We start from the raw sequence: 23,413 nt of genomic DNA, 5'->3' as shown, positions 1-23,413 counted from the left end.
ATCCGGTTCGGTGATTGTGCGCAGATATGCCGTGTTGGCCGACTCTACCCCTGCCGGGCAACGCCACAATATAGCACTATTGCGACATGTCGCCCTTTCGCGGCCATTTGTCCCTTTTGTCGGACGTCCGACGGGTCTAAGTCAAAGCAGCTATTTCGGAGAGACCATGACGTTCTGGGTTCTGCTACTGACCATTGCGCTGTTGATCGCAGCGTTCCTGAGCTACAGCCTGCTGCGTGGCCGTCGCGGCGCCGAGCCTGCGGCGGCGTATGATTTGCGGGTCTATCGGGAACAACTGGCCAGCGTTGACCGCGATCTGGCGCGCGGTGTCATTGGTGAAGCGGATGCCGAACGGGTCCGTACCGAAATCTCGCGCCGCATTCTGGCAGCAGATGCACAGATGGCCAAAGAGGTCGCGGGTGCCGGGCCGTCGGGCGTTGTTTCCGCGATCACAATTGCGTGTCTGACCGTGGTTCTGGCGGGCGGCGGGTTGTGGATGTATCAGCGGATCGGCGCGGTTGGTCTGCCGGACATGCCCCTGACCGACCGCATCGAACTGGCCGAGGAGGTGCGTGCAAACCGTCCGCCGCAAGCCGCTGCCGAGGAGTTGGCGACACCACCACCACCGCGCGAGCTGGATGAAAGTTACGCGAACCTTCTCAACCAGTTGCGCGAAACAGTTGAAGCACGGCCCGATGATTTGCAGGGGCATATGCTGTTGGCTCAGCACGAAACCAACGCTGGCAACTTCAAGGCCGGATACCAGGCGCAGCAGCGGGTGATCGAGCTGTCCGGAGACACCGCAACCGCCGATGCCTATGCGGATTTCGCCGAGATGATGATTCTGGCGGCCAACGGATATGTCTCGCCCGAGGCCGAGCAGGCGCTGTCGCAAGCGCTGGATCGCGATCCACGGCACGGGCCGGCCCGGTACTATCTGGGCCAGATGTTGGCGCAGGTCGGACGCCCGGACATCGCTTATCGCATGTGGATCGAAACCCTGCGCGACGCCCCCCAGGGCGCGCCCTGGGCCGAGGCGATCAGGGTTCAACTGGATGAGCTTGCCTTCCGAGCAGGTGTTTTCAACGTGCCGGACATTGCACCGGCCCCCGGACCGAGCCAAGAGGATATGGCCGCCGCAGCCGAGCTGACGCCGGAAGAACGGCAGGAGATGATTCAGGGCATGGTCGACCAGCTTTCAGACCGGTTGGCGACCGAAGGCGGCTCGCCCGAGGAATGGGCCCGTCTGATTGCAGCACTTGGGGTACTGGGGCAAGGCCAGCGGGCCATAGATATCCACAAGGAAGCGAAAGTGGTGTTTGCCGATAACGCGGATGCGTTGCAGATGCTGGACGCGGCCGCCCTGCAAGCCGGTATCGCGCAATGATCCACGACGCGTTCGAAGATTTCGCAGCCGCCCTGCCCCCGATGACCGCGCTGATGGGGCTGGACCTTGGGGAAAAGACCATCGGCGTCGCGGTCTCGGACCGGATACGCGGCGTAGCCAGCCCGCTGGAAACCGTGCGACGCAAAAAGTTCACTCTGGATTCCGCCCGTTTGCTTGAGATCATCGCAGATCGCGAGATCGGCGGCGTCATTCTGGGACTGCCGAAAAACATGGACGGGACTGAGGGGCCAAGGTGCCAATCGACCCGCGCCTTTGCCCGCAATCTGTCGCGCCTGACCGACGTGTCCATCGGGTTCTGGGACGAACGGCTCAGCACGGTTGCGGCAGAAAAGGCACTGCTCGAGGCGGATACGACACGAAAACGTCGCGGACAGGTTATCGACCACGTCGCAGCCGGTTATATCCTGCAGGGAGCGCTGGACAGGCTGCGCTTTCTCTAACTGGTCGGAGACCGCTGATGACAAATATGGTTTGGAAACGGAACGAGGTTGAAAGCCCGTGTGTCCAGATCTGTGTCGTACACCCGACCGAGCGGATCTGCACCGGCTGCTACCGCACCATCGACGAGATCACCCGGTGGTCCAAGATGGACAGCAGCGAACGCGCCGAGATCATGGAAGACCTGTCCGCCCGCAAGCCGCGCCTGGCAAAACGTCGCGGCGGTCGGGCGGCCCGGTTGAACGGTTCCTGAACCCCTAGTTCGTTTTGACGCGCCGGTCCTCGTCCTTGGCATCGGTCGCGCTGTGAATCGGTTCCCGACCGCGCAATTCTTCTGCAAACAGATTGATGATCTCGGACTGGCTTGTCCGAGGCTGGTCGGAGATCGGGCCTTGTTGATCGTCACGGGCCAAATCACCGGGCAAAGGCAGCACAACTCCGTTTCCGGAAAAGATTTTATTTAAGACAGTCCTGAACGTCATTTCGAGCATCCTGTAGTGAATTAAATAATCGATGTCGCCGCGGGTCGCGTCCGAGCTCCGAGGGTCGGCTCAAGAACGTAGCTGAATGTGAGTGGCAACCCGCGGCAACGAGGCTGAGCTAATCAATGCAAACTTCATTTTTACGGGGAAAACACTCAGATTTTCCTCGTTTTTGAGGTTGAAAACACTAAACCCCACAAATTCCAACAAATTCCCTTACGTCACAAAATGACGATATTCAGGGCCCAAAAGGCCATTTTGCGGGTGTTGGGCCCGCTTTCGAATCAAATGTGGTCAGAAATCAGCCCGCAGACAGCCAGGATTTGGCGTTTTCGATCTCTTCCGAGGGGAAGAATTGCGTGCGCGTGCCAAGGACGTGACTGGCGACACGTTGCGCCATCTGCTGCCATGCCTTGTTGCCGACAATCGCCGCGCGATCCAGCATCCGGATATGGCCGCTGGCCAGACGAAAATGCGCAGCCAATGCCGACAATCCCTGCCACCCGTCAAATTCACGCAGGTCAATAAGCAGCCGGAACCCCTCGCGATCCTGCAAAAGCAGGTCCAGATCGCGCCCGGCCTTGGCATATTCCTCGGGGTCCAGCTTTCCAAGAAGGCTCAGTTGCACGCAGGATCCACCCAGATCGGTGACATGGATCGATCCCAGCGATTCCCGCATCCAGCGCCGTGCGGCCTCTAGCTCGGCCAATTCGAATACATGCAGAGGACATGGAAGGATCGGGGCGGCCAGCCGGACACTGGTCTGAACCCATCCCTGATCGGCAACCACACCAATCCGGTCAAAGCCGCGCCAATGGCTCAGGCCCAGCTTGGTGTCCGACCACGCGGCCCCCAGGTCATACCCTTTGAATTCGGGCTGCACGATGGCCAGCAGGCCGACCGTATCATGTTCGGCCAATGCGGCCTCGATCGCGGGAACAAGGGTTTCAGAGTAGTCGGTGCTGGTGACCTGACCGGACAGTTCAACTTCGATCAATGCGCCGTCAGAATTTCTATGAACTGTAATCATGACCCTAATTCTCCACCAAAAATCAATGGGCGGAGACTACGGAGATTCGATCCATTCGGCCACTCCCCCCGTGAACTCGGGGCGAAAATAGGCGATCATTCGACCATCAGGGCCAGCGGTGGCGCTGTCGCCCCATGGTGCAACCCCGTGCAGGCAATGGCGATGCAGCAGATACGCCTCGCCCGGTTTGGCGGGTAAAGCGATCCGGGGACAGGTTTCGAACACCTCTCGCCGCGCGGCCTGATAGGCGTCGGTGATATCGACCTTGTGCAGACCGTCCCTTGGATGCCCGGCCAAAGCGTCCCGGAACATGTCGCCCAGCAGCTTATGGCTGCCTTCCCACAGCACCATCGGGGCGGCGTCTTCGTTGGCCTCGGTCAGCGGGATACCCAAAATCCATGCGTGAGGCTCATCAACCCGGCGGCGGCGGTCCGGACCCATCGGGCGCAACCCATCCACATGCGCAGCATCCCGGTTTCGGCGATAGCGCGCGGCGGCCTCACTCTCCCCACGCCGGGGACGCGGATAGCCCGGATGGATGACCGAGACCTGCCCCCTATGAAGCGGCAGGTTTCCGTAGTGATCCTGAATGAATGACATCGCAACCCCGGTCAGAGGACCCGATTGCCCGACCCTGCCCTGCGCATCATTGGCCAAGGCATCCACGCCCACAAACCACGTTCCTTCGCAATCCAGCCATTCGGCATAGACCGGGTCGTCTATGGACTGTCGGGCCACCGGAAGTGCATGAGCGACCCATGCCGCCAGCAAGGGATCATAGGGGAACTTCACCCAGCCCTTGGACCAGAAGTCATCTACCATCCCAGCGCCTTGCGCAGCATGTTCAGCGCAACCAGCGTCAGGAACACCGCAAAGACCCGCTTCAGGGGTTTCGGGTCCATCGCGTGGGCCAGCTTCACCCCCCATGGCGCGGTGATCATGGTCATGGCCACGACAATTCCAAAGGCCACAAGGTTCACGGCCCCGATCGTCAGCGGCGGTCGGTGCTCGGCCGCGATGCCAAGGAACAGGAAGCCCAGAACCGATGGGACGGCAATAATCACGCCAAACCCGGCAGCGGTTGCGACGGCGCGGTGAATGGGTGTGTTATAAAGGCTCATCAACGGCACACCAAAGCTGCCACCGCCGATGCCCATCAGCACGGACAGAAACCCGACCGACGGCGACAGCGCCGCACGTTTCACGCCCTTTGGCATCGCATCGCCCAAGCGCCATTCGGATTTGCCAAGGCCCAGATAGGCACCAATCACCATACCCAAAACGCCAAACAGGGCCTGCAGCGCCTCGGTCCGCAGGGCCGACGCCACCAGAACACCGACAATCGCACCGACAGCAATCCCCGGCCCCCAGCCGCGCAGGATGTCCCAATCCACCGCGCTCTTCTTGTTATGGGCCAGAACAGAACGGATGGACGTCACGATTATGGTTGCCAACGACGTGGCAAGACACAGCTGCATCAATTGTGGACCGCCATAGCCCAGCGTCTGAAAGGCGTAGAAGAACGCGGGTACCAGAACAATGCCACCCCCGACCCCCAACAGCCCTGCCAGCACCCCGGCAAACGCACCGATCACAAGCAAAAGACCCAGCATTTGGGCCAGCAACATCGTCTCGGGCATCTTTCCCCCAAAAATACCGGCTCGGGCCGGTGTTACTCGTTCAGGCCTCGGCCAAGGGCGCGACGCGGTCCAGCGCTTGCAGCATCACCTCGGGCCCGGCGCCTTCATGCACCGCACCTTCGGACAAGGCCCGCCGCCATGCTCTGGCCCCCGGACGCCCGGCAAACAGGCCAAGCATATGTCGCGTGATCTGGTGCAAACGCCCACCATTGGCAAGGTGGCGTTCGACATAAGGCACCATTTGTTGAACGACTGCAATCGGGTCTGACGGCGTTCCGGTCTGGTAAATCTGAACATCCGCTTCGGCCAGAATATCCGTGGGCTGATGATAGGCAGCCCGACCGATCATGACCCCATCCAAACCGGCATCCAGATGCACACGCGCTTCGTTCAATGAGGTGATGCCCCCATTGATCGAGACATGCATGTCCGAAAATTCAGCCTTCATCCGATGCACCAGATCATAGTCGAGAGGCGGGATATCCCGGTTTTCCTTGGGGCTGAGGCCCTGCAACCACGCCTTGCGCGCGTGGATCGTGACCCGATCACAGCCCGCAGCCCGGATTTGGGTCAGAAAATCGGGCAGAACCTCTTGCGGCTCCTGATCATCCACCCCGATCCGGCATTTGACCGTAACGTCAACATCCACAGCCTCGCGCATCGCCGCGACACAGTCGGCAACGCGCGCCGGCTCTCGCATCAACACGGCCCCGAAGGTTCCCGATTGCACACGGTCCGAGGGGCAGCCGCAGTTCAGGTTGATCTCATCATAGCCCGCATCCGCCCCAAGCCGCGCCGCCTGCGCCAGCTCTTGCGGGTCCGAGCCGCCAAGTTGCAGAGCAACCGGATGTTCCTGAGGGCTGTATTCGAGAAGATGCAGCGCCCCACCCCGCACCAGTGCCGGGGCTGTCACCATCTCGGTATACAGCAGCGTTTCACGGCTAAGGAGCCGGTGCAGATACCGGCAATGGCGGTCCGTCCAGTCCATCATCGGTGCCACGCTTAAACGCGCTGCTGTTTTTGCTTTGCCAGTCACAGCAAATCTCCGTCTTGGTCCGGGTACAAGTTGCATCCCCCCTGCCGTCGAAACCCGGCTGGTCCGGTCTAGCACTTCTTTGTCTGGAATTACTATCGACCTTTCAGGTCTTCAACGGTGCGCGAACCAGATCTTTCAGCCATAGCTTTGGATGGGTTTCAATTCGGCGCACCCAACTTGCCGCTATTCAAACTGATCACAGAGCTATTGTGATCAGCAGGTAGGCAAAAAAGACCAGAAAGCCGACGATTCCCATTGACCGGATAGGCTTCTCTTCGATTGGCAGCGCATATTGCAGCGCGGAAAGGATCGGGCCAGAGCGGGCCAGCAAGCGGATCAGCAGCGTTCCAAGCGCAGCTGCCCAGAGCCAAAAGCTGGTGATGAAAGCTGTAAAAAGAACGGCAAAGCCCAAGGGGCTGTCAATGCCGTCAGCATCAAAGCCAAATGCGCCCAAAAACCCATAGAGAAAGACAAAAGCGGTTTTTAGCAGACCGGACGACGTGGCGCCGAAGGCCTGAGTGAACAGCCATATGATTACTAATATGATGACAAAAATGATGAGGGCTGTGAACACCAGATCGAAGAATATTGCCCAGCTTAGCGACATCGATTTTTTTAAACTCTGCTGCAAGACCTTTCTGGTGACGTAAAGCGCCGGATAGTCTCCGATCCCGTTGAAAAGCAATCCTGCCAATAGGAGCATGAATATGTTTGACGCAGTTATTTCTTCGTCGCCCAATGGTTGTCGACTGTCCGGAAGGAAAAGTCGCATCAGTAAGACTACCGAGAAAAAGAAAACGGCTGAAAGAACAAACGATCTGCTAAGGCATTTCCAGCTCAAGTGCCGTTCCCCAAAGAACTTCTCGAACATCGCAAGAACGGATTGAACGACGGGGCTGTTTCCAGGGGGTGGCTTAAGCAATATCAGCCAGGCGGCCAGATCATCCCTGAACTCTTTCGATATGCAGTCGTCACCCTTCCAGAACACGGCAAGTACAGCCAGAATGATGGCTGAGCCCCCCAGAAGTTCGACCAAATCACCCCAAGGCACTAGAAATTTCCTTTGAGCAGATGCAATTTCATCTTACCCGGTGGTGGAAATTTTCCAAACCATCAGGTGCCGGACGCATGCGACGGTCGTCAATCCATTGTTTTTAGACTAAATTCTCAAGGCCTATCGCCGGCACAAATGGTGGACGCGCCCGTCGTTCACGGTGTGTGTCAGGTCTCGATGCCGTAGCGGCTGATCATCATATCGACGCTGTTCTCGATCGTTTCGGCCATTTCAGATTGGCTCAGGACCGAACCGCTGAACAGCATCGGCCAAAAGGCGCGGGCCTTGATCAAGCCGATAAACTCTTTCCCGGCCTGATTGGGGTTGTCGATCTTTAACTGCCCGTCTTCTGCCGCATTGCGCAGCATGTCCGAAAACACGGCTGTTTTGTCCAGCTTGCCCTGCGCCTCGACCGCAAGGGACGGGTTGCGCAGGGTTTCGCTTATCACCATGCGCGACATCGCGATCACATCCGGCAGCATCAGAATGCGGCCTTCGGCCCAGGCAAGCTCGGTCAGTTGCGCGCGTATATCGCGGCCCTTTTCGTACTTGATCTCGACCACTTCCGCGAACCTGTTTGACAGTTCCACCACGATAGAGCGGAACAGGTTCTCCTTGCTTTCGAAATACTTATACAGCGTGCGCTTGGACACTTCGGCCTTGGCCGAAATGCGATCCATACTGGCCGCGGCGAACCCTTTTTCCAGAAACTCGGCCACGGCCGCATCAATGATCTGTGCGTATTTGGACGCATTCGGGGCGCTGCATTCGTTCATACCCGAGCTATAGACCCATTGACCGGCGCGGGTCAAACCCTATGTAAACTCACCAGTTTACAGGTCGCGAAAATTATGCCACTTGTAAACGCGCCAGTTTACCGACTCAGGTAATTAGCCAACAGGAGAGTCCCCCTATGACCCTTACTTTGAAACTGAACGGCCAGACCCACACGGTCGACGCCGAACCCGGCACGCCCCTTTTGTGGGTGATCCGTGATGAGCTGAAGCTGACAGGAACCAAATTTGGTTGCGGTGTCGCCTCGTGCGGCGCGTGCACCGTGCATCTGGATGGTGAACCCGTTCGGTCCTGCCAAACCTATGTCGAAGATGTCGAAGGTGCCGAGATCACCACAATCGAAGCCATTGGCGATGACAAAATCGGCGCTGCTGTTCAACAGGCCTGGGTTGAACTTGATGTCGTTCAATGCGGGTACTGCCAATCCGGTCAGGTGATGTCTGCGGTTGGGCTGCTGTCTGAAAACCCCAAACCGTCAGTTGAAGAAATCGACGACTACATGGCTGGCAACGCCTGCCGCTGCGCCACCTATCAACGCATCCGCGCCGGTATCCAGCGCGCATCCGAAATTCTGGAGGCCTGATCATGACCATCAACACCTCTCGCCGTGGATTTCTGAAAGGCGCTGCTGCCGCTGGTGCCGTGCTTCTGGTTGGTGCCCGACCCGATGGTGCGCTGGCGGCGGCCTCGTCCGAGACCGCGACGTTCAACCCGTTTGTGAAAATCGATGCCGATGGCACCGTGACGGCCATCGTAAAGCACTTTGAAAAAGGTCAGGGCCCTGCAACCGGTCTGCCGACGCTGATCGCCGAGGAAATCGGCCTGACCATGGACCAGATCGAATACGAGTTCGCCCCGTCCGATCCGAATGTCTACAACAACCTTCTGTTCGGCCCGTTCCAGGGCACCGGCGGGTCCACCGCGATGGCGAATTCGTGGCTGCAATATCGTCAGGCCGGGGCTGCGGCGCGTGAGATGCTGATCAACGCTGCCGCACAAAGCTGGGGCGTGGATGCGTCGGGCATCACCATCGAGGAAGGCATCGTGAAGGCAGGCGACAAGTCGGCGCCCATCGCTGAATTCGTGGCTGCTGCGTCTCAGTTGGAGGCCCCTGCTGAACCCCGCCTGAAAGACCCGTCCGAGTTCCGGTTGATCGGCAATGACGCCGTTCGCCGCAAGGATTCGGCCATCAAGGGCAACGGTCAGGCGATGTATGCCATGGACGTTCACCTGCCCAACCAGATGGTCGCCATGATCAAGCGCCCGGAATCGAAGGGCGGCATCGCCCTTGGCTTTGACGACAGCGCGTCGAAAGACGTCAAAGGCTATATCAACGCTGCTGTCCTGCCCAATCAGGCGGGTGTTGCCGTGTATGCAGAAAACACCTGGGCAGCGATTCAGGCACGCGATGCGCTTGCGGTCGAGTGGGATATGTCCGGCGCTGAAACCCGCGACTCGGACCAGATCAAGGCCGAGATCATGGCGGCGCTGGACGCAGCACCCACATATAACGTGAACAAGGCTGACGTCGCCGCTGTGGCAGCCGCCATCGACGGGGCAGACAAGGTTGTCGAAAAGACCTTCTACTTCCCGCTGCTGGCCCATGCACCGATGGAGCCGCTGAACTGCACCATCGAGCAGACGGCAGAGGGTGACATCGTCCTGCATGACGGCGCGCAGATGCCGACCGGGCCGCATATGGCCTATCAGCAGATCTTCCAACTGCCGCCCGAGAAGATCCACATCAAAACCATGTTGGCAGGCGGGTCTTTCGGTCGCCGCGCAACACCGGACGCGGATTATCAGGTCGAGGCTGCGCTGGCCTTTGTCGTCACCGACCGCTCGCGCCCGGTCAAGCTGGTCTGGACGCGCGAGGATGACATTCGCAGCGGGTACTACCGCCCTGCCTTTGGTCACAAGGTTCGTGTGGGTCTGGACGCCGACGGCAACATCGTCGGCTGGCAGCACCAGATCGCAGGTCAATCTGTCATCAAAGGCACTCCGTTCGAGGCGGTTCTGGTGCATGACGGCATCGACCACAGCTCGGTCGAGGGTGTTTCAGACAGTCCCTATTCGATCCCCGGCATGGCGGTGGGTCTGACGGACACGCCGAAGGCAACCACGGTTCTGTGGTGGCGCTCGGTGGGTCACACCCACACCGCTTACACGATGGAAACCATGATGGATCTGGTGGCCGAAGCCGCAGGGCGCGACCCGGTCGAGTTCCGTTTGGCGCATCTGTCCGACACCAGCAACGCGGACCAGCAGCGCAAGGCCGCCGTCTTGAAGCTGGCGACCGAAAAAGCGGGTTGGGGCAACGCGCCAGAGGGTCGGTCCCAAGGGATTGCAGTCCACAAGTCCTTCGGGTCTTACGCGGCCGAAGTGGTCGAGGTTTCGGGCGATCCGGACAGCGGTATCAAGATCGAAAAGGTCACCTGTGCTGTCGATTGCGGTATTGCCGTGAACCCGGATGTTGTCCGCGCCCAGATGGAAGGTGGCATCGGATACGGGATCGGGCACGTCATGCGCGACCAGATCACCTTGACCAGCGGAGCGGTGGATCAGTTCAACTTCCCCGATTACGAGCCGCTGAGGATTGGCGATATTGCCGCGATCGACGTCCATATCGTGCCGTCTGCCGAAGCACCAACTGGCGTGGGTGAACCCGGAACGCCGCCCTCGGCCCCTGCCCTGGCGAACGCTATTCGCGCAATGTCGGGCAATCTGGTGGCCGAGCTTCCGATGGCTGAAAACGGGGTCAGCTTCGCCTGATCCGCAATACGCCGCGCCGGGTCGTTCTGACTCGGCGCGGTCTTGTAATTTTCTAGCCGGAAAAAATTTGATCAAATTTCGTGACAAGGGCACATGCCTTCGATACATCTCGGATAACCCGAGGAACGGAGGCCCCAATGGACCTGAATGCCCTTCACAATTTCCGCGTCGCGGCCTGTGATCTCAACGGGCAGATGCGGGGTAAGCGCGTGCCACCTGCCTATGCGGACAAGCTGCCCAAAGGCGCGGTTCGGATGCCGTTTTCCGCACTGAATGTCGACCTGTGGGGCGCGGATATCGAAGGCAGCCCGCTGGTGTTTGAAACCGGCGACGCCGATGGCGTGTTGCTGCCAACTGAACGCGGCGCGGTTCCGGTCCCGTGGTTGAACGCCGAAACGGCCCTGGTGCCCATGAGCCTTTATGACGATGACGGCGCACCCTTTGCGGGCGACCCGCGCCATGCGCTGGGGGCTATCCTGTCGCGCTATGCGCAGCGCGGCTGGTCCGTGGTCGCCGCGACCGAGTTGGAATTCACGTTGCTGGACGCCTCAGGCCCTCAGCCTCAGCCGCCGATCAACCCGGTGACAGGTCACCGTCTGGCAGATGAGGCGGTGCTGTCCGTCGCCGAAATGGACGCGTTCGAGGCGTTCTTCAATGACCTCTACGACGGTTGCGCGGCAATGGGCATTCCTGCGCAGACCGCCATTTCCGAAAGCGGGATCGGCCAGTTCGAAATCAACCTGAACCATCAGGACGCCATGCGTTGCGCCGATGATACATGGCTTTTCAAGGGTTTGACACGCGGATTGGCGCGCAAACACGGGTTTGCCGCGACCTTCATGTCAAAGCCTTACGCTGATGACGCCGGAAATGGGATGCATGTGCATTTCTCAGTCCTCGATCAGAACGGCCAGAACATCTTTGACGATGGCGGACCCCAAGGCACCGATCTGCTGCGCGCTGCAGTCGCCGGATGCCTTGCCGCCATGCCCGCCAGCACCCTGATTTTTGCGCCGCACGGGAACTCCTACACCCGGCTTGTGCCCAGCGCGCATGCCCCGACGGGGGCAAGCTGGGCCTATGAAAACAGAACCGCAGCCATTCGCATTCCGGGCGGTGCCCCGGCGGCACGGCGGATCGAACACCGTGTGGCCGGGGGCGACATCAACCCTTACCTGATGCTGACCGCTGTCCTTGGCGCGGCGCTGCTGGGGATTGAAGACGGCCTGACGCCCCCCGCCCCGATCACCGGAAACGCATACGAGATTGACGGCTTGCCGCAACTGGCAGACAGTTGGGCGGCAGCCATCGACGCGTTCGAAACGGACCCGCTGATGACGCGCCTGTTCCCGGCCGAACTGATCCGCAACATGGCAATGACCAAGCGGCAGGAAATCGCGCGCTTTGCGGACCGTCCCGAAGATCAGCACTGGCTGAGTTACCTCGAAGCAGTCTGACCCCTTGCCCGCCGAGTGGGACTCGGGTATTTCTGAATTTGATCAAATTTGGTGACTTATGAAAATCGGCATTCTACAGACCGGCCACACCCCTGATGCGCTTCGGGATACATTCGGGGATTACGATTCACTCTTTCCCGACCTGCTAGACGGGCACGGGCTGGATTTTGAAAGCTACCCCGTCGTTGATGGAATCTTCCCGACCGGTGCAGAGGATGCCGAGGGCTGGCTGATCACCGGCTCGCGCCATGGCGCGTATGAAGATCTGCCGTGGATCCCCCGGCTTGAGGCGCTGATCCGCGAAATCCATCAAAGTGGTAAACCGCTTGTGGGCGTGTGTTTCGGCCACCAGATCATCGCGCAGGCCTTGGGTGGAACCGTCCGGAAATTCGATGGCGGCTGGGCCGTGGGGCGCACAGAATATGACTATGACGGCGAAAAAGTCTGGTTGAACGCCTGGCATCAGGATCAGGTTGTCGCTGTGCCGGACGGGGCCGAGGTCACCGGGCACAACGACTTCTGCCAGAATGCGATGCTGCGCTATGGCGATCAGATCTGGACGGTTCAGGCCCACCCCGAGTTCACCAACGCCTTCGTTTCGGGCCTGATGCGCACACGCGGCAAGGGCGTGGTGCCCGATGATCTGATGCAAGCCGCCGCAAACCGGCAAACCGCGCCGGATCACAACGCCCGGATCGCGCAGGTCATGGCAGATTTCCTGAAGAAAGCGAGGGCCTGATGGCCGATTGGACAGACGACTTACCGCAGGCCGCGCAGAACTATATCGACGGGCACCGGCTGGACGAAGTGGAATGCATCATCTCGGACCTGCCCGGTATCGCGCGGGGCAAGGCCGTTCCGGCCTCGAAATTTGCCCGCCAATCCTATTTCCACCTGCCCGACAGTATCTTCTACCAGACCATCACGGGCGGCTGGGGTGAGGCTGCGGGCGAGGACGGGTTCATCGAACGGGACATGATCCTGAAGCCGGATTTCACGACCGCATCTGCCGCACCCTGGACCGGTGACTGGACCTTGCAAGTGATCCACGACGCCTATGACAGGGACGGAGAGCCCATCCCCTACAGCCCCCGCAACGTGTTGAAACGCGTTGTGCAGATGTATCACGACAAAGGCTGGAAACCTGTCGTCGCGCCCGAGATGGAATTCTTTCTGGTCGCCCGCAATGTCGACCCCGCCCAATCAATCGAGCCGATGATGGGCCGGTCTGGACGTCCGGCTGCCGCCCGGCAGGCCTATTCCATGACTGCGGTGGATGAATTCGGCCCGGTGATCGACGACATCTATGATTTCGCGGAGCATCAGGGGTTCGAGATCGACGGCATCACTCAGGAAGGCGGCGCGGGACAGCTGGAGATCAACCTGCGCCACGGCAATCCGGTCAAGCTGGCCGATGAGGTGTTTTACTTCAAACGCCTGATCCGCGAGGCCGCCCTGCGTCACAACTGTTTCGCCACCTTCATGGCAAAACCGATTGAGGATGAGCCCGGCTCGGCCATGCACATCCATCACTCGATCACGGATATCGAGACCGGTCAGAACATCTTTTCCGGCCCGCAAGGTGGCGAGACGGATGCGTTTTATCACTTCATCGCAGGGCTGCAGAGCCATTTGCCCGCTGGTCTGGCGGTGATGGCGCCTTACGTGAATTCCTATCGCCGCTACGTCAAAGATCACGCTGCGCCGATCAATCTGGAGTGGGCGCGGGACAACCGCACCACCGGCATTCGCGTGCCCCTGTCGGGCCCCGAGGCGCGGCGCATCGAGAACCGCATCGCCGGGATGGATTGCAACCCGTATCTGGGCATCGCTTTGTCGCTGGCCTGCGGGTATCTGGGGCTGATCCAACAGGAACGCCCCCGTCGTCAGTTCTATGGCGACGCGTATGAAGGCGACGGCGATATCCCCCAGGTCATGGGCAACGCGCTGGATCTGTTCGACGAAGCCACCGCGTTGCATGACATTCTGGGCCCCGAATTTGCCCGCGTCTACGGCATCGTGAAGCGGGCCGAATATGAGGAGTTCCTGCAGGTGATCTCCCCCTGGGAGCGTGAGCATCTTTTGCTGAACGTCTGAGCCTGTTGAGGCGTTCGGGATATCCGTATTTGGAACGAGAAGAAGATGAATCTGCTCTACTCCAATGACCGCAAGGCCGAGTATCCGGCAAGCTGGTACGCCGCGACTGCCAATCCGTTGGAGCCGTTCCCGGCGTTTGAGGGCGAGGCCCGCGCCGATGTATGTATCGTTGGCGGCGGCTATACTGGGTTGTCGGCCGCACTGCATCTGGCCGAAGCCGGGATGGATGTAGTGCTGCTTGAGGCGCACCGTGTCGGGTTCGGAGCCTCAGGCCGCAATGGCGGGCAGTTGGGCAGCGCGCAGCGGGTGGATCAGGAAGATCTGGAACGGCTGGTCGGGCTGGACGATGCCGCCAAGCTGTGGGATCTGGCCGAAGACGCGAAGGATCTGGTCAAGTCCCTGATCACGAAGCACAAAATTGATTGCGACCTGAAACCCGGCGTTGCGGGGCTTGGGCTGTCAGTTGCGGAACAGAACGACCTGCATGACCACGCTGCCCATTTGTCGGACCGGTATGGCTATGACCAGATCGAGTTGCTGGACGAAGAGGCGGGGCATGCGCTGTGCCCTTCACCCACCTACAAAGGCGGCTATCTGGACAGGGGCGCGGCGCATCTGCATCCGTTGAACTATGCGCTTGGGCTGGCAAAGGCGGCGCATATGGCAGGCGCGCGCGTTTTTGAAGGCACCGAGGTTCTGGGGATCGACGAAGGCGACCCCGCCTTGGTCCGCACCCAGCATGGCGCTGTTCGCGCCCGGAACGTCATTCTGGCCTGTAACGGCTATCTCGGTGCGTTGAACCAGAAGGTGGCCGCGCGGGTTATGCCGATCAACAACTTCATCGCCGCGACCGAGCCGTTGGGGGACGACGCCGCGCGCGTGCTCACTCAGGACGTTGCCGTTGCGGATACGAAATTTGTGGTGAATTACTTCCGCCTCAGCGCGGATGGGCGGTTGTTGTTTGGCGGCGGTGAAAGCTATGGGTATCGGTTTCCGTCCGACATCGCCTCGACGGTGCGCAAACCGATGACCGAGATTTTCCCGCATCTCCGGGACGTCAAAATCGATTTTGCCTGGGGCGGCACGCTTGCGATTACGATGCGCCGGATGCCGTATCTTGCGCGGGTTGCGCCCAATATTTTGTCAGCCTCCGGCTATTCCGGCCACGGGGTCGGGACTGCGACTCATGCGGGTCAACTGATGGCTCTGGCCATTCAGGGACAGGCCGAAGGGTTCGATACATTGGCCCGCGTACCCGCCTTGCCTTTCCCCGGTGGCCCCGCCCTGCGCAGCCCGCTGCTGGTGCTGGCGATGACCTGGTATGCGATGCGGGACCGGCTGGGCATCTGACCCCATTTTCCATTGCGACAGTTTGGTGAAATTTTGCCGATCCGGCGATTGGGGGCTTGGCACGGGCTGTGCGCTTGATTTAAATAAACGAAAGTTAGAATTCGGGAAATCCAAATATGACGCTGCCCCCCAACGTCCACGACGCCGAACCCATCCCCGCCGCTGCACGAGATGCCATCGATGCCCTGATGCAATCAGGCGACCTGTTTCGTTATACCGCACCACAGGATGCGCCGGTCGCGCTGCTGGAGGCGGAATTCGCCGAACTTCTGGGCTCGAAATTCGCTTTGGCGGTTTCGTCCTGCTCGGCGGCTTTGTTTCTGTCGCTGAAGGCGCTGGGCCTGCCCCGCGATGCGCGGGTGCTGATTCCGGGCTTCACCTTTGCGGCGGTGCCCTCCTCGGTCGTGCATGCAGATTGCATTCCGGTTCTGTGCGAAGTGGCCGAGAACTATCGCATCGACATGGCTGATTTCACAGCCAAGCTGGACAATGTGCAGGCCGTCATCATCAGCCATATGCGCGGCCACACCTCGGATATGGACGCGATCATGGAGCTGTGTGACGCGCGCGACATTCCGGTGATCGAAGACGCCGCCCATTCGCTGGGCACCACATGGCACGGTCGCAACATCGGGACCATCGGCAAGATCGGCTGCTTCTCGTTCCAGTCCTACAAGATGATCAATGCAGGTGAAGGCGGCATTCTGATCACCGACGATGCTGATCTGGTGGCCCGTTGCGTGATCATGTCCGGCGCGTATGAGAGCAACTGGAAGAAACACAAAACCCCGCGCGGCGATAACTCGCCCGAGTTGGAGCAGGCCTTTGCCCGCTGGCAGAACCAGTTGCCGCTGTATAACTTGCGGATGAGCAACCTCAGCGCCGCCGTGATCCGTCCGCAACTGCCGGAACTGGCGCGTCGGGTGAAAGATGGGCTGGCAAACCATGACTATGTTGCCGAGCGCCTGAACGGTTCTCCGTATATCAACGTCCCTGCCCCGTTGGCGCCCGAACGTCGCGCGCCGGATTCGATCCAGTTCAATCTGGTCGGGTTGGATGAGGACGAGATCCGCGCCTTTGCCGCCGCCTCGGACGCGCGCGGCGTCAAGGTTCAGGTTTTTGGTCTGAGCGAGAACAACGCCCGCGCCTTCTGGAACTGGCAGTTCCTGCCCGAAACATTCGATCTGCCCCAGACCCGCGACATGCTGATGAAAGCCTGCGATGTGCGCCTTCCCGTCCGCCTGACGCGCGAGGAGTTGGATGTGATCGCCGACATCCTGCTGGCCTCGGTCGGTGAGGTGACGGGCCCGGTTCCGGTGTACGGCACCTGACACGAAAAAGGCCCGCGCGATGCGGGCCTTGCTTTTTCTGATAGTGGTATCAGTTCAACTTGGACAGCTTGTTCTGCAGCTCGGCCAGTTGCTTTTTGATATCGTCCAGATCTTCCTTGGCCTCAGGCTTTTCTTCTTCCTTGTCCGGTCCGGACCAGCCGCCGGACAGACCACCGGTCATGGCTTTCAGAAACGCCTGCTGCTGCGCCTGCAACGCGTCGAACCCGGGCATCTGCGACATCGGATTCATGGCGTTCATGTTTTCCATCATCTTGCTTTGGCTTTCGCGCAGCATCTCGAACGAGCTTTGCAGGAACTGAGGCATCATACCCCCGCCCGGCACCATATAGCTGCGCACGAGATCGTTCAGCACATTGACCGGCAGCACATTCTCGCCCCGGCTTTCATGTTCTGCGATGATTTGTAGTAGATATTGACGGGTCAGGTCGTCGCCGGTTTTCAGGTCGATGATCTGAACTTCGCGCCCGTCCCGAATGAACCCCGCAATGTCTTCGAGCGTCACGTAATCGCTGGTCTCAGTGTTATACAGCCGACGGCTGGCGTAGCGCTTGATCAATAGCGGTTTTTCTTGGTCCGACACCTTGTACCCTCCCCAAGGATGATGCGTTGCAGCGCAGGTTATGCGACTGCAGCACAAAAAGAAAGGGCAGGTCAATGGACCTGCCCAACGCGATTGCACCTGTAGGGAGGATAAGGTGCCTGTCGCGGCCGTTCTTACTTGGCGGCGGCTGCTTTCTTTGCAGCAGTCGTCACGTCGTTGGTGGCTTTCTTGACAGCTGCGGTTGCTTCTTCAGCAGCGTCTTTGCCAGCGGCCATCAGCAGCTCGACGGTTTCGGTCTGAACTTTTTTCGCGATTTCTGCGAAAGCGGCCAGGTTTTCAGCTGCAACTTCAGCCGACGCGCTTGCGAAGTCGGTTGCCGCTTTGGCGTAGTCAGCAGGCTCTGCCTTTGCTTTGGACATCTCGCTCAGCTTGGCCAGGGTGTCCTTGGTCCATTTGTTCGAGATCTCGGCCGATTTCTCAGCCGCGTCCAGTGCAACGCCCGACAGCTTTTCGTTCAGGGCTGCGGTCGATTTGAAGGCACCTTCCATTGCGGTGGTGTCTACCGGAAATGCGCCCATGACGTCTTTCATGATCGCGGTAAAGTCTTGGGTCTTTGCCATTGTCCTAATCCTTTTTGCCGAACCGGGCCCACCCCGGCTTTCATCAGCTTGAGGACAATATGGTTTCTGCATTGCAGCATTGCAAGTATTTTTTGCTGCAATGCAGAAAATTTTAGTTTCAAAATGAAATCAGGCGTTTGGATTGGCCACAACGTAGGTTCCAGGGGCCGGTGCAAGGGCGGGATGATCCGAATCGCCCGTGTCACGCGCCGGTACCTGCTTGCCGGACCGCTTTTTCAGCCATGCCTCCCACATCGGCCACCAGGACCCTTCGTGGAAATCCGCCTCTTTCAACCAGGTGTCGGAATCCACCTTCATCTCGGGGTTGGTGTAATGGCCGTATTTCTTCTTGCTGGGCGGATTGACGATGCCCGCAATGTGACCAGATTCCGAGACCACAAATGTCTTCGAGCGTGAGCCCATTTTCTGCACGCCGCGATAGCAATCTTTCCAGGCGGCAATGTGATCGGTCTCGCACGTGATCGCCATCAGCGGAACGTCGACGTCGCTGACCTTCAGCTTATGGCCCAGCAATTCGATCCCGTCGCCCGCAAACTCGTTCCGCTGGCACAGGCCGCGCAGATAATCGACGGCCATCTTTGCCGGAAGGTTCGCACCGTCCCCGTTCCAATACAGCAGATCGAAGGCCGGGGGCATCTCGCCCATCATGTAGCTGCGAATGGCAGGTCCATAGACCAGATCCCGGGATCGCAGAAAGGACATCGTGCGCGCCATGATCCAGGACCGCAGAACGCCCTCTTTGTTCACTTCTTCCTCGATCCCGTCGATGAAGTCGTTTTGCAGGAACGGGGTGAATTCCCCCTGATCCGAGAAATCGGTCAGGGCCGTGAACAGCGTGGCGGACTTTACCGATTTGTCACCGCGCTGTTTCAACAGGGACAGCGTCAGGCTCAGCGTTGTGCCGGCGATGCAATAGCCGATTGCGTTGACCTGTTTGACCTTGCAGATCTTCTTGGCCTCTTCGATCGCCGTCAGAAAGCCGTCCTGAATGTAATCTTCCATGCCGGTTTCGGCATAGCTTTCATCCGGGTTGACCCAGCTGACGACAAACAGCGTATAGCCCCGTTCCGTGATCCACTTGATCAGGCTGTTCTGCGCCTTCAGGTCCAGGATATAGAACTTGTTGATCCAGGGCGGGAACAGCACCACGGGCGTTTCGTAAACCGTCTCAGTCGTAGGCTTGTACTGGATCAGCTCCATCATGCGGTTGCGATAGACCACTTCGCCCGGTGTGGTGGCCAGATTGCCGCCAACTTCAAACGCGTTCTCGTCGGCCAACTTTACGACCAACTCGCCATCATTGGCCTCCAGATCCGAGACGAGGTTTTCGAGCCCCTGAACCAGCGACTGCCCTTCTGTTTCGACGGCCTTCTGCAAAGCGTCAGGATTTGTCGCCAGAAAATTGGTCGGGGCCATCATGTCGACAATCTGTTGCGAGAAGTACTGCAACCGCCGCTTGTCCTTGTCGCCCAGATCGTCGACCGAGGCGACAGCCTGCGCAATAGCCTGCGCGTTTGTCTGATATTGCTGGCGGATCAGGCGAAAATAGGGGTTGGTTTCCCACATAGGGTTCGAGAAACGCTTGTCTCCGGGCGCATTTTCCTCGTCATCGACCTCACCCGTGGCCAGTGCCTGCTGCGCCTCGGCGAAGTTCAGAACCGATTTTCCCCAATATTCGATTTGCTGTTCCAGCAGCTTGGCGGGATTTTGCCACGCCTCGGCCCAGTAGGCTGTTGCTGCTCTTGCGAAAAGCTCTTGATTCGGACCATCCAAAGCGGGGGTATGGGTCTTCTTTGTCGCCATAATTTCGATCAGGCGCTTGGACAGCGTCTCGACCTTGTCCATATTTTCTTTAAGGCGTTCAATATGTTCTTCAGTCACGTCAGGCATTTGGTCTTCACTTGTTGTCATTTTAACAATATCCCCCTAACCTCGCTGCTATGCAGAATAACGTCGTGGGTGTCGGGGGGCAAAGCGGCGAATGGTCCAAAACTATTAGCCTTACACGCCGGAGGCAGCTTCCATGCGCTATATGATGACCTACGACCTGATGGAGACCATGCGCAACACGAACCAATGGCTTGGTTCTACCGCCAGCGCGATGGCCTCTTACCCCCTGTTTGCGATGGTTCCGAACCCGGCCTTCAGCTGGATGGCCGCCTGGGGCGAGGTGACCGAGCGGACCTTCCAGCGCATGGTCGTGAAACCTGACTGGGGGATCCGTACATTCACCTGCGAGGACGGCAAAGATCATCTTGTCGACATTACCACTGTTCTGGAACGCCCTTTTGGCGATCTCATCCATTTCAAGGTAAACGGGCGGGAAAAGCAACAGCGGAAGGTCCTTCTGGTTGCGCCGATGTCCGGTCACTATGCAACATTGCTGCGTTCCACGGTCAAAAGTCTGTTGGTCAATTGTGAGGTCTACATCACCGATTGGCATAACGCGCGTGACATTCCCGTGTCTGCAGGCAAGTTCGATGTCGAGGATTACACCCTCTACCTTGTCGATTTTATGAAAGAGCTGGGGCCCGACACCCATGTCGTCGCTGTTTGCCAGCCCGCGCCGCTGACGCTGGCCGCAACGGCCTATCTGGCCGAGCTGGAACCGAAGGCGCAGCCCAGCACTCTGACCCTGATTGGCGGGCCTGTCGATCCGGATGCAACGCCCACCGATGTCACGGATTTCGGCCGCAGGGTGACAATGGGTCAGTTGGAAGAAACCATGATCCAGCGGGTCGGGTTCAAGTACAAGGGCGTCGGTCGCATGGTCTATCCGGGCCTGCTGCAACTTGCGTCGTTCATGTCGATGAATGCCGAGCGACACTCCAAAGCCTTTTCGGACCAGATCCAGCGGGTGATCCGGGATGAGGCCTCGGACCACGACGCGCATAACCGCTTTTACGATGAATATCTGGCCGTCATGGACATGACCGCCGAATTCTATCTGTCCACGGTCGAGCGTGTCTTCAAAAATCGCGAGATTGCGCGCAACGAATTTGTTGTGGCCGGTCACAAGGTCGATATGAGCAAGATCACCAATGTTGCCGTGAAAACCGTCGAAGGCGCAAATGATGACATCTCGGCCCCCGGTCAGTGCATCGCGGCGCTGGACCTTTGCACCGGCTTGCCGGACAGCAAAAAGGCCAGCCATGTCGAGCCCGGCGCCGGCCATTATGGCATCTTTGCGGGGCGCAGCTGGCGCGACAACATTCGCCCGCTTGTGATTGATTTCATGAATGAAAACAGCCGCAAACCACAGCGCCGCGCCGCGAACAGAAACAAGGTCGCGTGATTGACATGGGCGAGAGCGACACAACCGATCTCGCCTTTTCCTGCCAGTGCGGCAAGCTGACGGGCCGCATCACGCGTGACGGTGCGCGCCTCGCCACGCATGCCGAGTGCTTCTGCCATGATTGCCGCGCGGCCCAGTTGTATTTCGGTCAGCCCGACCCAGCCCCCGGTCCGGTTGAGGTTTTCCAGATCGCCCCCGAAGAGTTTGTGATCGAAACGGGCCATGAACATCTGGCGGCAATGAAACTCAGCCCCAGTGGCATGTTGCGCTGGTATGCCCAATGCTGCAACGCGCCGCTTGCGACCACACCACGCGGACCAAAATTCCCATTTGCCGGTGTGATTGCCGCCCGGATCGCCGATAACTCGGCCCTTGGTCCGATCACAACGCGCGGGTTCATTCCCCAGCCCAACGGCAAGCAAAAGCACGAGGGGCTTGGCCCGGCCATCATCGGCTTGGTTCGACGTGTTGCCAAATCCCGTCTGTCCGGCAGTTGGAAGAAAACTCCGTTTTTCGACCCGGCGACAGGCGAACCTGTGGTGCCCCCCAAACTGATCGACAAATCCGAACGCGACGCGCTTTACCCGTAGCGGGGTCTGGACGGCACCTGAAGCCAGCTTTGCATCGCATTGGTCACAACGCCCGGTGCCTCTAACGTCGGCAAATGCCCTGCATTGTCCAACAGGTGCAAATCTGCGTTCGGGATCATGTCTGCCATAAAGCCGAGTTTGCGCGCAGGGGTCAGCGTGTCATGCTTTCCCCCCAAGACCAGACTGGGCGCTTTGATCCGGCACAGGGTGCCTTGCTGGTCCGGTCGCCTTTGCAAGGCACGCATCTGCCGCACAAAAACCTCGGGGCCCAGATCACCCGCCATCGCAAGCAGATCGTTCAGGATCGGGATCCGTTGCGGCCCCGGCGCCAGCGCGTCCGAGCCCACGACCTTGCGCATTACCTCGTCCAGCCGCCCCGCCTGCGCCCCGATGATCAGGTCTTCGCGTGCAGCCGCGATTTGCGGCGTGTCGGCCTGCGCATCGGTCGAGATCAGACACAGCCGCGACACCCGATCCGGTGCGCGCCGCATTATTTCCAACGCAACCACACCGCCCAAGGCAAGCCCCGCCAGCGCAAACCGATGCGGCAACTGATCCAATAGGCTCGATGCAATTTCTTCGACCCGCTCTCCCAGTGAAATGGGGGCAACAGTCACGGCCCGTTCGCGCGACAGCACGTCGATCTGCGGGCGAAACAGTCGAGCGTCACACATAAAACCAGGTAACAACACCAGCGGCTCGATCACGCGGGGCCTCCATCAGTTCGGATATCCGAACCCCTTCGTTTTCCCCCAGAATGAGAGTTTTGCCGCGACCGGGCAAGCGAAACTTCACGGGTAGGTGATGCCGAGAAAACTGGGAAAATCAGCATATCGGGCCTGCCGGGCTGCCAGTGTTTCCTCAGGCTCGGCTCCGGGCCGCAGCAGGCATCCGCGCGGCGCGATATAGCTGTCGATCCGACGTATCGGCGCAGGTCGCCAGACGAGGTTGAAAGCGCAGAGTTTGGGGAAGAACCAGATCTCGGAATAGTCCAGATGATCATGCATCCACCACGCCAGATCGCGCCAATCGCGCCCCTGTTCGTATTGGTCGGTGAACCACGGGATCACAATCGAGGCCCCGGCAATCCGCGCCGCGCCCTCGTCGCGATCCCAGATGTGACATTCCAAAGGGTTGTCATTGCGTGCGCAGTTCAGTTTGTTTTCATTGCCGAATTGGTTCAGCGACGGCGACCGATAACCGGACCGCACTGCTATTCGGCCAAAGGTTTCCTCTAGCGGGTCGAGCAGCGTCTGGCAAAAGGCGCGCCCGGTCTCAATCGCCAGATCCGGGTTGTCGGGGATGTTCTGGCGTTCGTGAAAATTGCCAATCTCGGAATACAGAAAGTCCCGCATGAAGAAATGCCGCGACAGGCGCACACGGCCCAGCGTCTCAAGGCTCCACATACTGGCCGGTTTACGCATCATCGGCTCCG

24 protein-coding genes are annotated in these 23,413 nt (G+C 59.4%); 12 read left to right on the top strand and 12 right to left on the bottom strand.

Translation table 11 applies throughout. The annotated features are described in order from the left end of the window. Nucleotides 1-166: 166 nt before the first annotated feature. From ccmI to ACR0E6_RS02065, 3 genes are read left to right on the top strand one after another with little or no spacing between them, the layout of a single operon-like run. Nucleotides 167-1,387 carry a c-type cytochrome biogenesis protein CcmI gene (ccmI, locus tag ACR0E6_RS02075; protein ID WP_480580605.1) on the top strand — a complete coding sequence of 407 codons (1,221 nt, stop codon included), beginning with the start codon at nt 167-169 and terminating at the stop codon, nt 1,385-1,387. Then, complete coding sequence (ruvX, locus tag ACR0E6_RS02070) at nt 1,384-1,848, top strand: Holliday junction resolvase RuvX (protein ID WP_480580603.1); 465 nt, start codon at nt 1,384-1,386, stop codon at nt 1,846-1,848. The genes ccmI and ruvX overlap by 4 nt, the downstream gene beginning before the upstream one ends. A 17-nt stretch (nt 1,849-1,865) precedes the next feature. Next, a complete protein-coding gene (locus ACR0E6_RS02065; RefSeq protein WP_170735163.1) occupies nt 1,866-2,099 on the top strand; it encodes a DUF1289 domain-containing protein in 234 nt (77 codons plus the stop codon). Between the two features lie 4 nt (nt 2,100-2,103). On the opposite strand, the gene ACR0E6_RS02060 is transcribed toward ACR0E6_RS02065, so the two are convergent. The 7 genes from ACR0E6_RS02060 to ACR0E6_RS02030 form a co-directional block, all read right to left on the bottom strand. Continuing rightward, nucleotides 2,104-2,280 (bottom strand): hypothetical protein, encoded by a 177-nt coding sequence (locus ACR0E6_RS02060; RefSeq protein WP_170622023.1) that lies wholly within the window; start codon nt 2,278-2,280, stop codon nt 2,104-2,106. A 349-nt stretch (nt 2,281-2,629) separates the two neighbouring features. Continuing rightward, nucleotides 2,630-3,358 carry a SpoIIAA family protein gene (locus ACR0E6_RS02055; protein WP_170449726.1) on the bottom strand — a complete coding sequence of 243 codons (729 nt, stop codon included), beginning with the start codon at nt 3,356-3,358 and terminating at the stop codon, nt 2,630-2,632. A 36-nt stretch (nt 3,359-3,394) separates the two neighbouring features. Next, nucleotides 3,395-4,180: a hypothetical protein gene (locus tag ACR0E6_RS02050; RefSeq protein WP_170735164.1), complete on the bottom strand. Its 786-nt coding sequence runs from the start codon at nt 4,178-4,180 to the stop codon at nt 3,395-3,397. Continuing rightward, nucleotides 4,174-4,998 carry a sulfite exporter TauE/SafE family protein gene (locus ACR0E6_RS02045; protein ID WP_170735166.1) on the bottom strand — a complete coding sequence of 275 codons (825 nt, stop codon included), beginning with the start codon at nt 4,996-4,998 and terminating at the stop codon, nt 4,174-4,176. The genes ACR0E6_RS02050 and ACR0E6_RS02045 overlap by 7 nt, the downstream gene beginning before the upstream one ends. A 40-nt stretch (nt 4,999-5,038) precedes the next feature. Further along, nucleotides 5,039-6,070, bottom strand: coding sequence for a tRNA dihydrouridine(20/20a) synthase DusA (dusA, locus tag ACR0E6_RS02040; protein WP_480580600.1), 1,032 nt, complete (start codon nt 6,068-6,070; stop codon nt 5,039-5,041). 160 nt (nt 6,071-6,230) lie between these two features. Next, on the bottom strand, nt 6,231-7,085 hold the full coding sequence (locus tag ACR0E6_RS02035; RefSeq protein ID WP_480580598.1) for a hypothetical protein: 855 nt from the start codon (nt 7,083-7,085) through the stop codon (nt 6,231-6,233). Between the two features lie 170 nt (nt 7,086-7,255). Next, nucleotides 7,256-7,900, bottom strand: a complete 645-nt coding sequence (locus ACR0E6_RS02030) for a TetR/AcrR family transcriptional regulator (RefSeq protein WP_480580596.1) — start codon at nt 7,898-7,900, stop codon at nt 7,256-7,258. 101 nt (nt 7,901-8,001) lie between these two features. Here ACR0E6_RS02030 and ACR0E6_RS02025 point away from each other — a divergent pair, with 101 nt between their 5' ends. From ACR0E6_RS02025 to ACR0E6_RS01995, 7 genes are all read left to right on the top strand, one after another. Further along, a complete protein-coding gene (locus ACR0E6_RS02025) occupies nt 8,002-8,466 on the top strand; it encodes a (2Fe-2S)-binding protein (protein ID WP_170449709.1) in 465 nt (154 codons plus the stop codon). 2 nt (nt 8,467-8,468) lie between these two features. Next, nucleotides 8,469-10,655 carry a xanthine dehydrogenase family protein molybdopterin-binding subunit gene (locus ACR0E6_RS02020; RefSeq protein WP_170519574.1) on the top strand — a complete coding sequence of 729 codons (2,187 nt, stop codon included), beginning with the start codon at nt 8,469-8,471 and terminating at the stop codon, nt 10,653-10,655. 137 nt (nt 10,656-10,792) lie between these two features. Next, nucleotides 10,793-12,112 (top strand): glutamine synthetase family protein, encoded by a 1,320-nt coding sequence (locus ACR0E6_RS02015; protein ID WP_480580594.1) that lies wholly within the window; start codon nt 10,793-10,795, stop codon nt 12,110-12,112. A 58-nt stretch (nt 12,113-12,170) separates the two neighbouring features. Further along, on the top strand, nt 12,171-12,851 hold the full coding sequence (locus ACR0E6_RS02010; protein WP_170519580.1) for a type 1 glutamine amidotransferase: 681 nt from the start codon (nt 12,171-12,173) through the stop codon (nt 12,849-12,851). Beyond that, nucleotides 12,851-14,209 (top strand): glutamine synthetase family protein, encoded by a 1,359-nt coding sequence (locus ACR0E6_RS02005; RefSeq protein WP_480580592.1) that lies wholly within the window; start codon nt 12,851-12,853, stop codon nt 14,207-14,209. The genes ACR0E6_RS02010 and ACR0E6_RS02005 overlap by 1 nt, the downstream gene beginning before the upstream one ends. A gap of 45 nt (nt 14,210-14,254) precedes the next feature. Then, nucleotides 14,255-15,559, top strand: a complete 1,305-nt coding sequence (locus ACR0E6_RS02000; RefSeq protein WP_480580590.1) for an NAD(P)/FAD-dependent oxidoreductase — start codon at nt 14,255-14,257, stop codon at nt 15,557-15,559. A 116-nt stretch (nt 15,560-15,675) separates the two neighbouring features. Next, nucleotides 15,676-16,890 carry a DegT/DnrJ/EryC1/StrS family aminotransferase gene (locus ACR0E6_RS01995; protein ID WP_480580588.1) on the top strand — a complete coding sequence of 405 codons (1,215 nt, stop codon included), beginning with the start codon at nt 15,676-15,678 and terminating at the stop codon, nt 16,888-16,890. 49 nt (nt 16,891-16,939) lie between these two features. On the opposite strand, the gene phaR is transcribed toward ACR0E6_RS01995, so the two are convergent. The 3 genes from phaR to ACR0E6_RS01980 all read right to left on the bottom strand — a co-directional run bounded on the left by phaR (nt 16,940) and on the right by ACR0E6_RS01980 (nt 20,004). Then, nucleotides 16,940-17,491 carry a polyhydroxyalkanoate synthesis repressor PhaR gene (gene phaR / locus ACR0E6_RS01990; RefSeq protein WP_170449693.1) on the bottom strand — a complete coding sequence of 184 codons (552 nt, stop codon included), beginning with the start codon at nt 17,489-17,491 and terminating at the stop codon, nt 16,940-16,942. 134 nt (nt 17,492-17,625) lie between these two features. Then, nucleotides 17,626-18,072 carry a phasin family protein gene (locus ACR0E6_RS01985; protein ID WP_170449690.1) on the bottom strand — a complete coding sequence of 149 codons (447 nt, stop codon included), beginning with the start codon at nt 18,070-18,072 and terminating at the stop codon, nt 17,626-17,628. Nucleotides 18,073-18,201: 129 nt separating this feature from the next. Next, nucleotides 18,202-20,004 (bottom strand): class I poly(R)-hydroxyalkanoic acid synthase, encoded by a 1,803-nt coding sequence (locus ACR0E6_RS01980; RefSeq protein ID WP_170519586.1) that lies wholly within the window; start codon nt 20,002-20,004, stop codon nt 18,202-18,204. A 112-nt stretch (nt 20,005-20,116) separates the two neighbouring features. Between ACR0E6_RS01980 and phaZ the strand changes: the two genes are divergently transcribed. Then, a complete protein-coding gene (gene phaZ, locus ACR0E6_RS01975) occupies nt 20,117-21,388 on the top strand; it encodes a polyhydroxyalkanoate depolymerase (protein ID WP_170628501.1) in 1,272 nt (423 codons plus the stop codon). A gap of 5 nt (nt 21,389-21,393) precedes the next feature. Further along, nucleotides 21,394-21,978, top strand: a complete 585-nt coding sequence (locus tag ACR0E6_RS01970; protein ID WP_480580585.1) for a DUF6151 family protein — start codon at nt 21,394-21,396, stop codon at nt 21,976-21,978. Here ACR0E6_RS01970 and ACR0E6_RS01965 read toward each other — a convergent pair. Both ACR0E6_RS01965 and ACR0E6_RS01960 read right to left on the bottom strand, forming a co-directional pair. After that, the gene (locus tag ACR0E6_RS01965) at nt 21,969-22,685 is read right to left on the bottom strand and encodes an alpha/beta fold hydrolase (protein ID WP_480580583.1); all 717 of its coding nucleotides are present in this window, start codon (nt 22,683-22,685) and stop codon (nt 21,969-21,971) included. The two genes, ACR0E6_RS01970 and ACR0E6_RS01965, sit on opposite strands and share 10 nt — an antisense overlap. Nucleotides 22,686-22,769: 84 nt before the next feature. Next, a complete protein-coding gene (locus tag ACR0E6_RS01960) occupies nt 22,770-23,384 on the bottom strand; it encodes a hypothetical protein (RefSeq protein WP_480582192.1) in 615 nt (204 codons plus the stop codon). Nucleotides 23,385-23,413 lie beyond the last annotated feature (29 nt).

It is taken from the genome of Ruegeria sp. AP12 (genome assembly GCF_056540025.1).
This window is presented reverse-complemented; position numbering and strand designations above follow the sequence as displayed.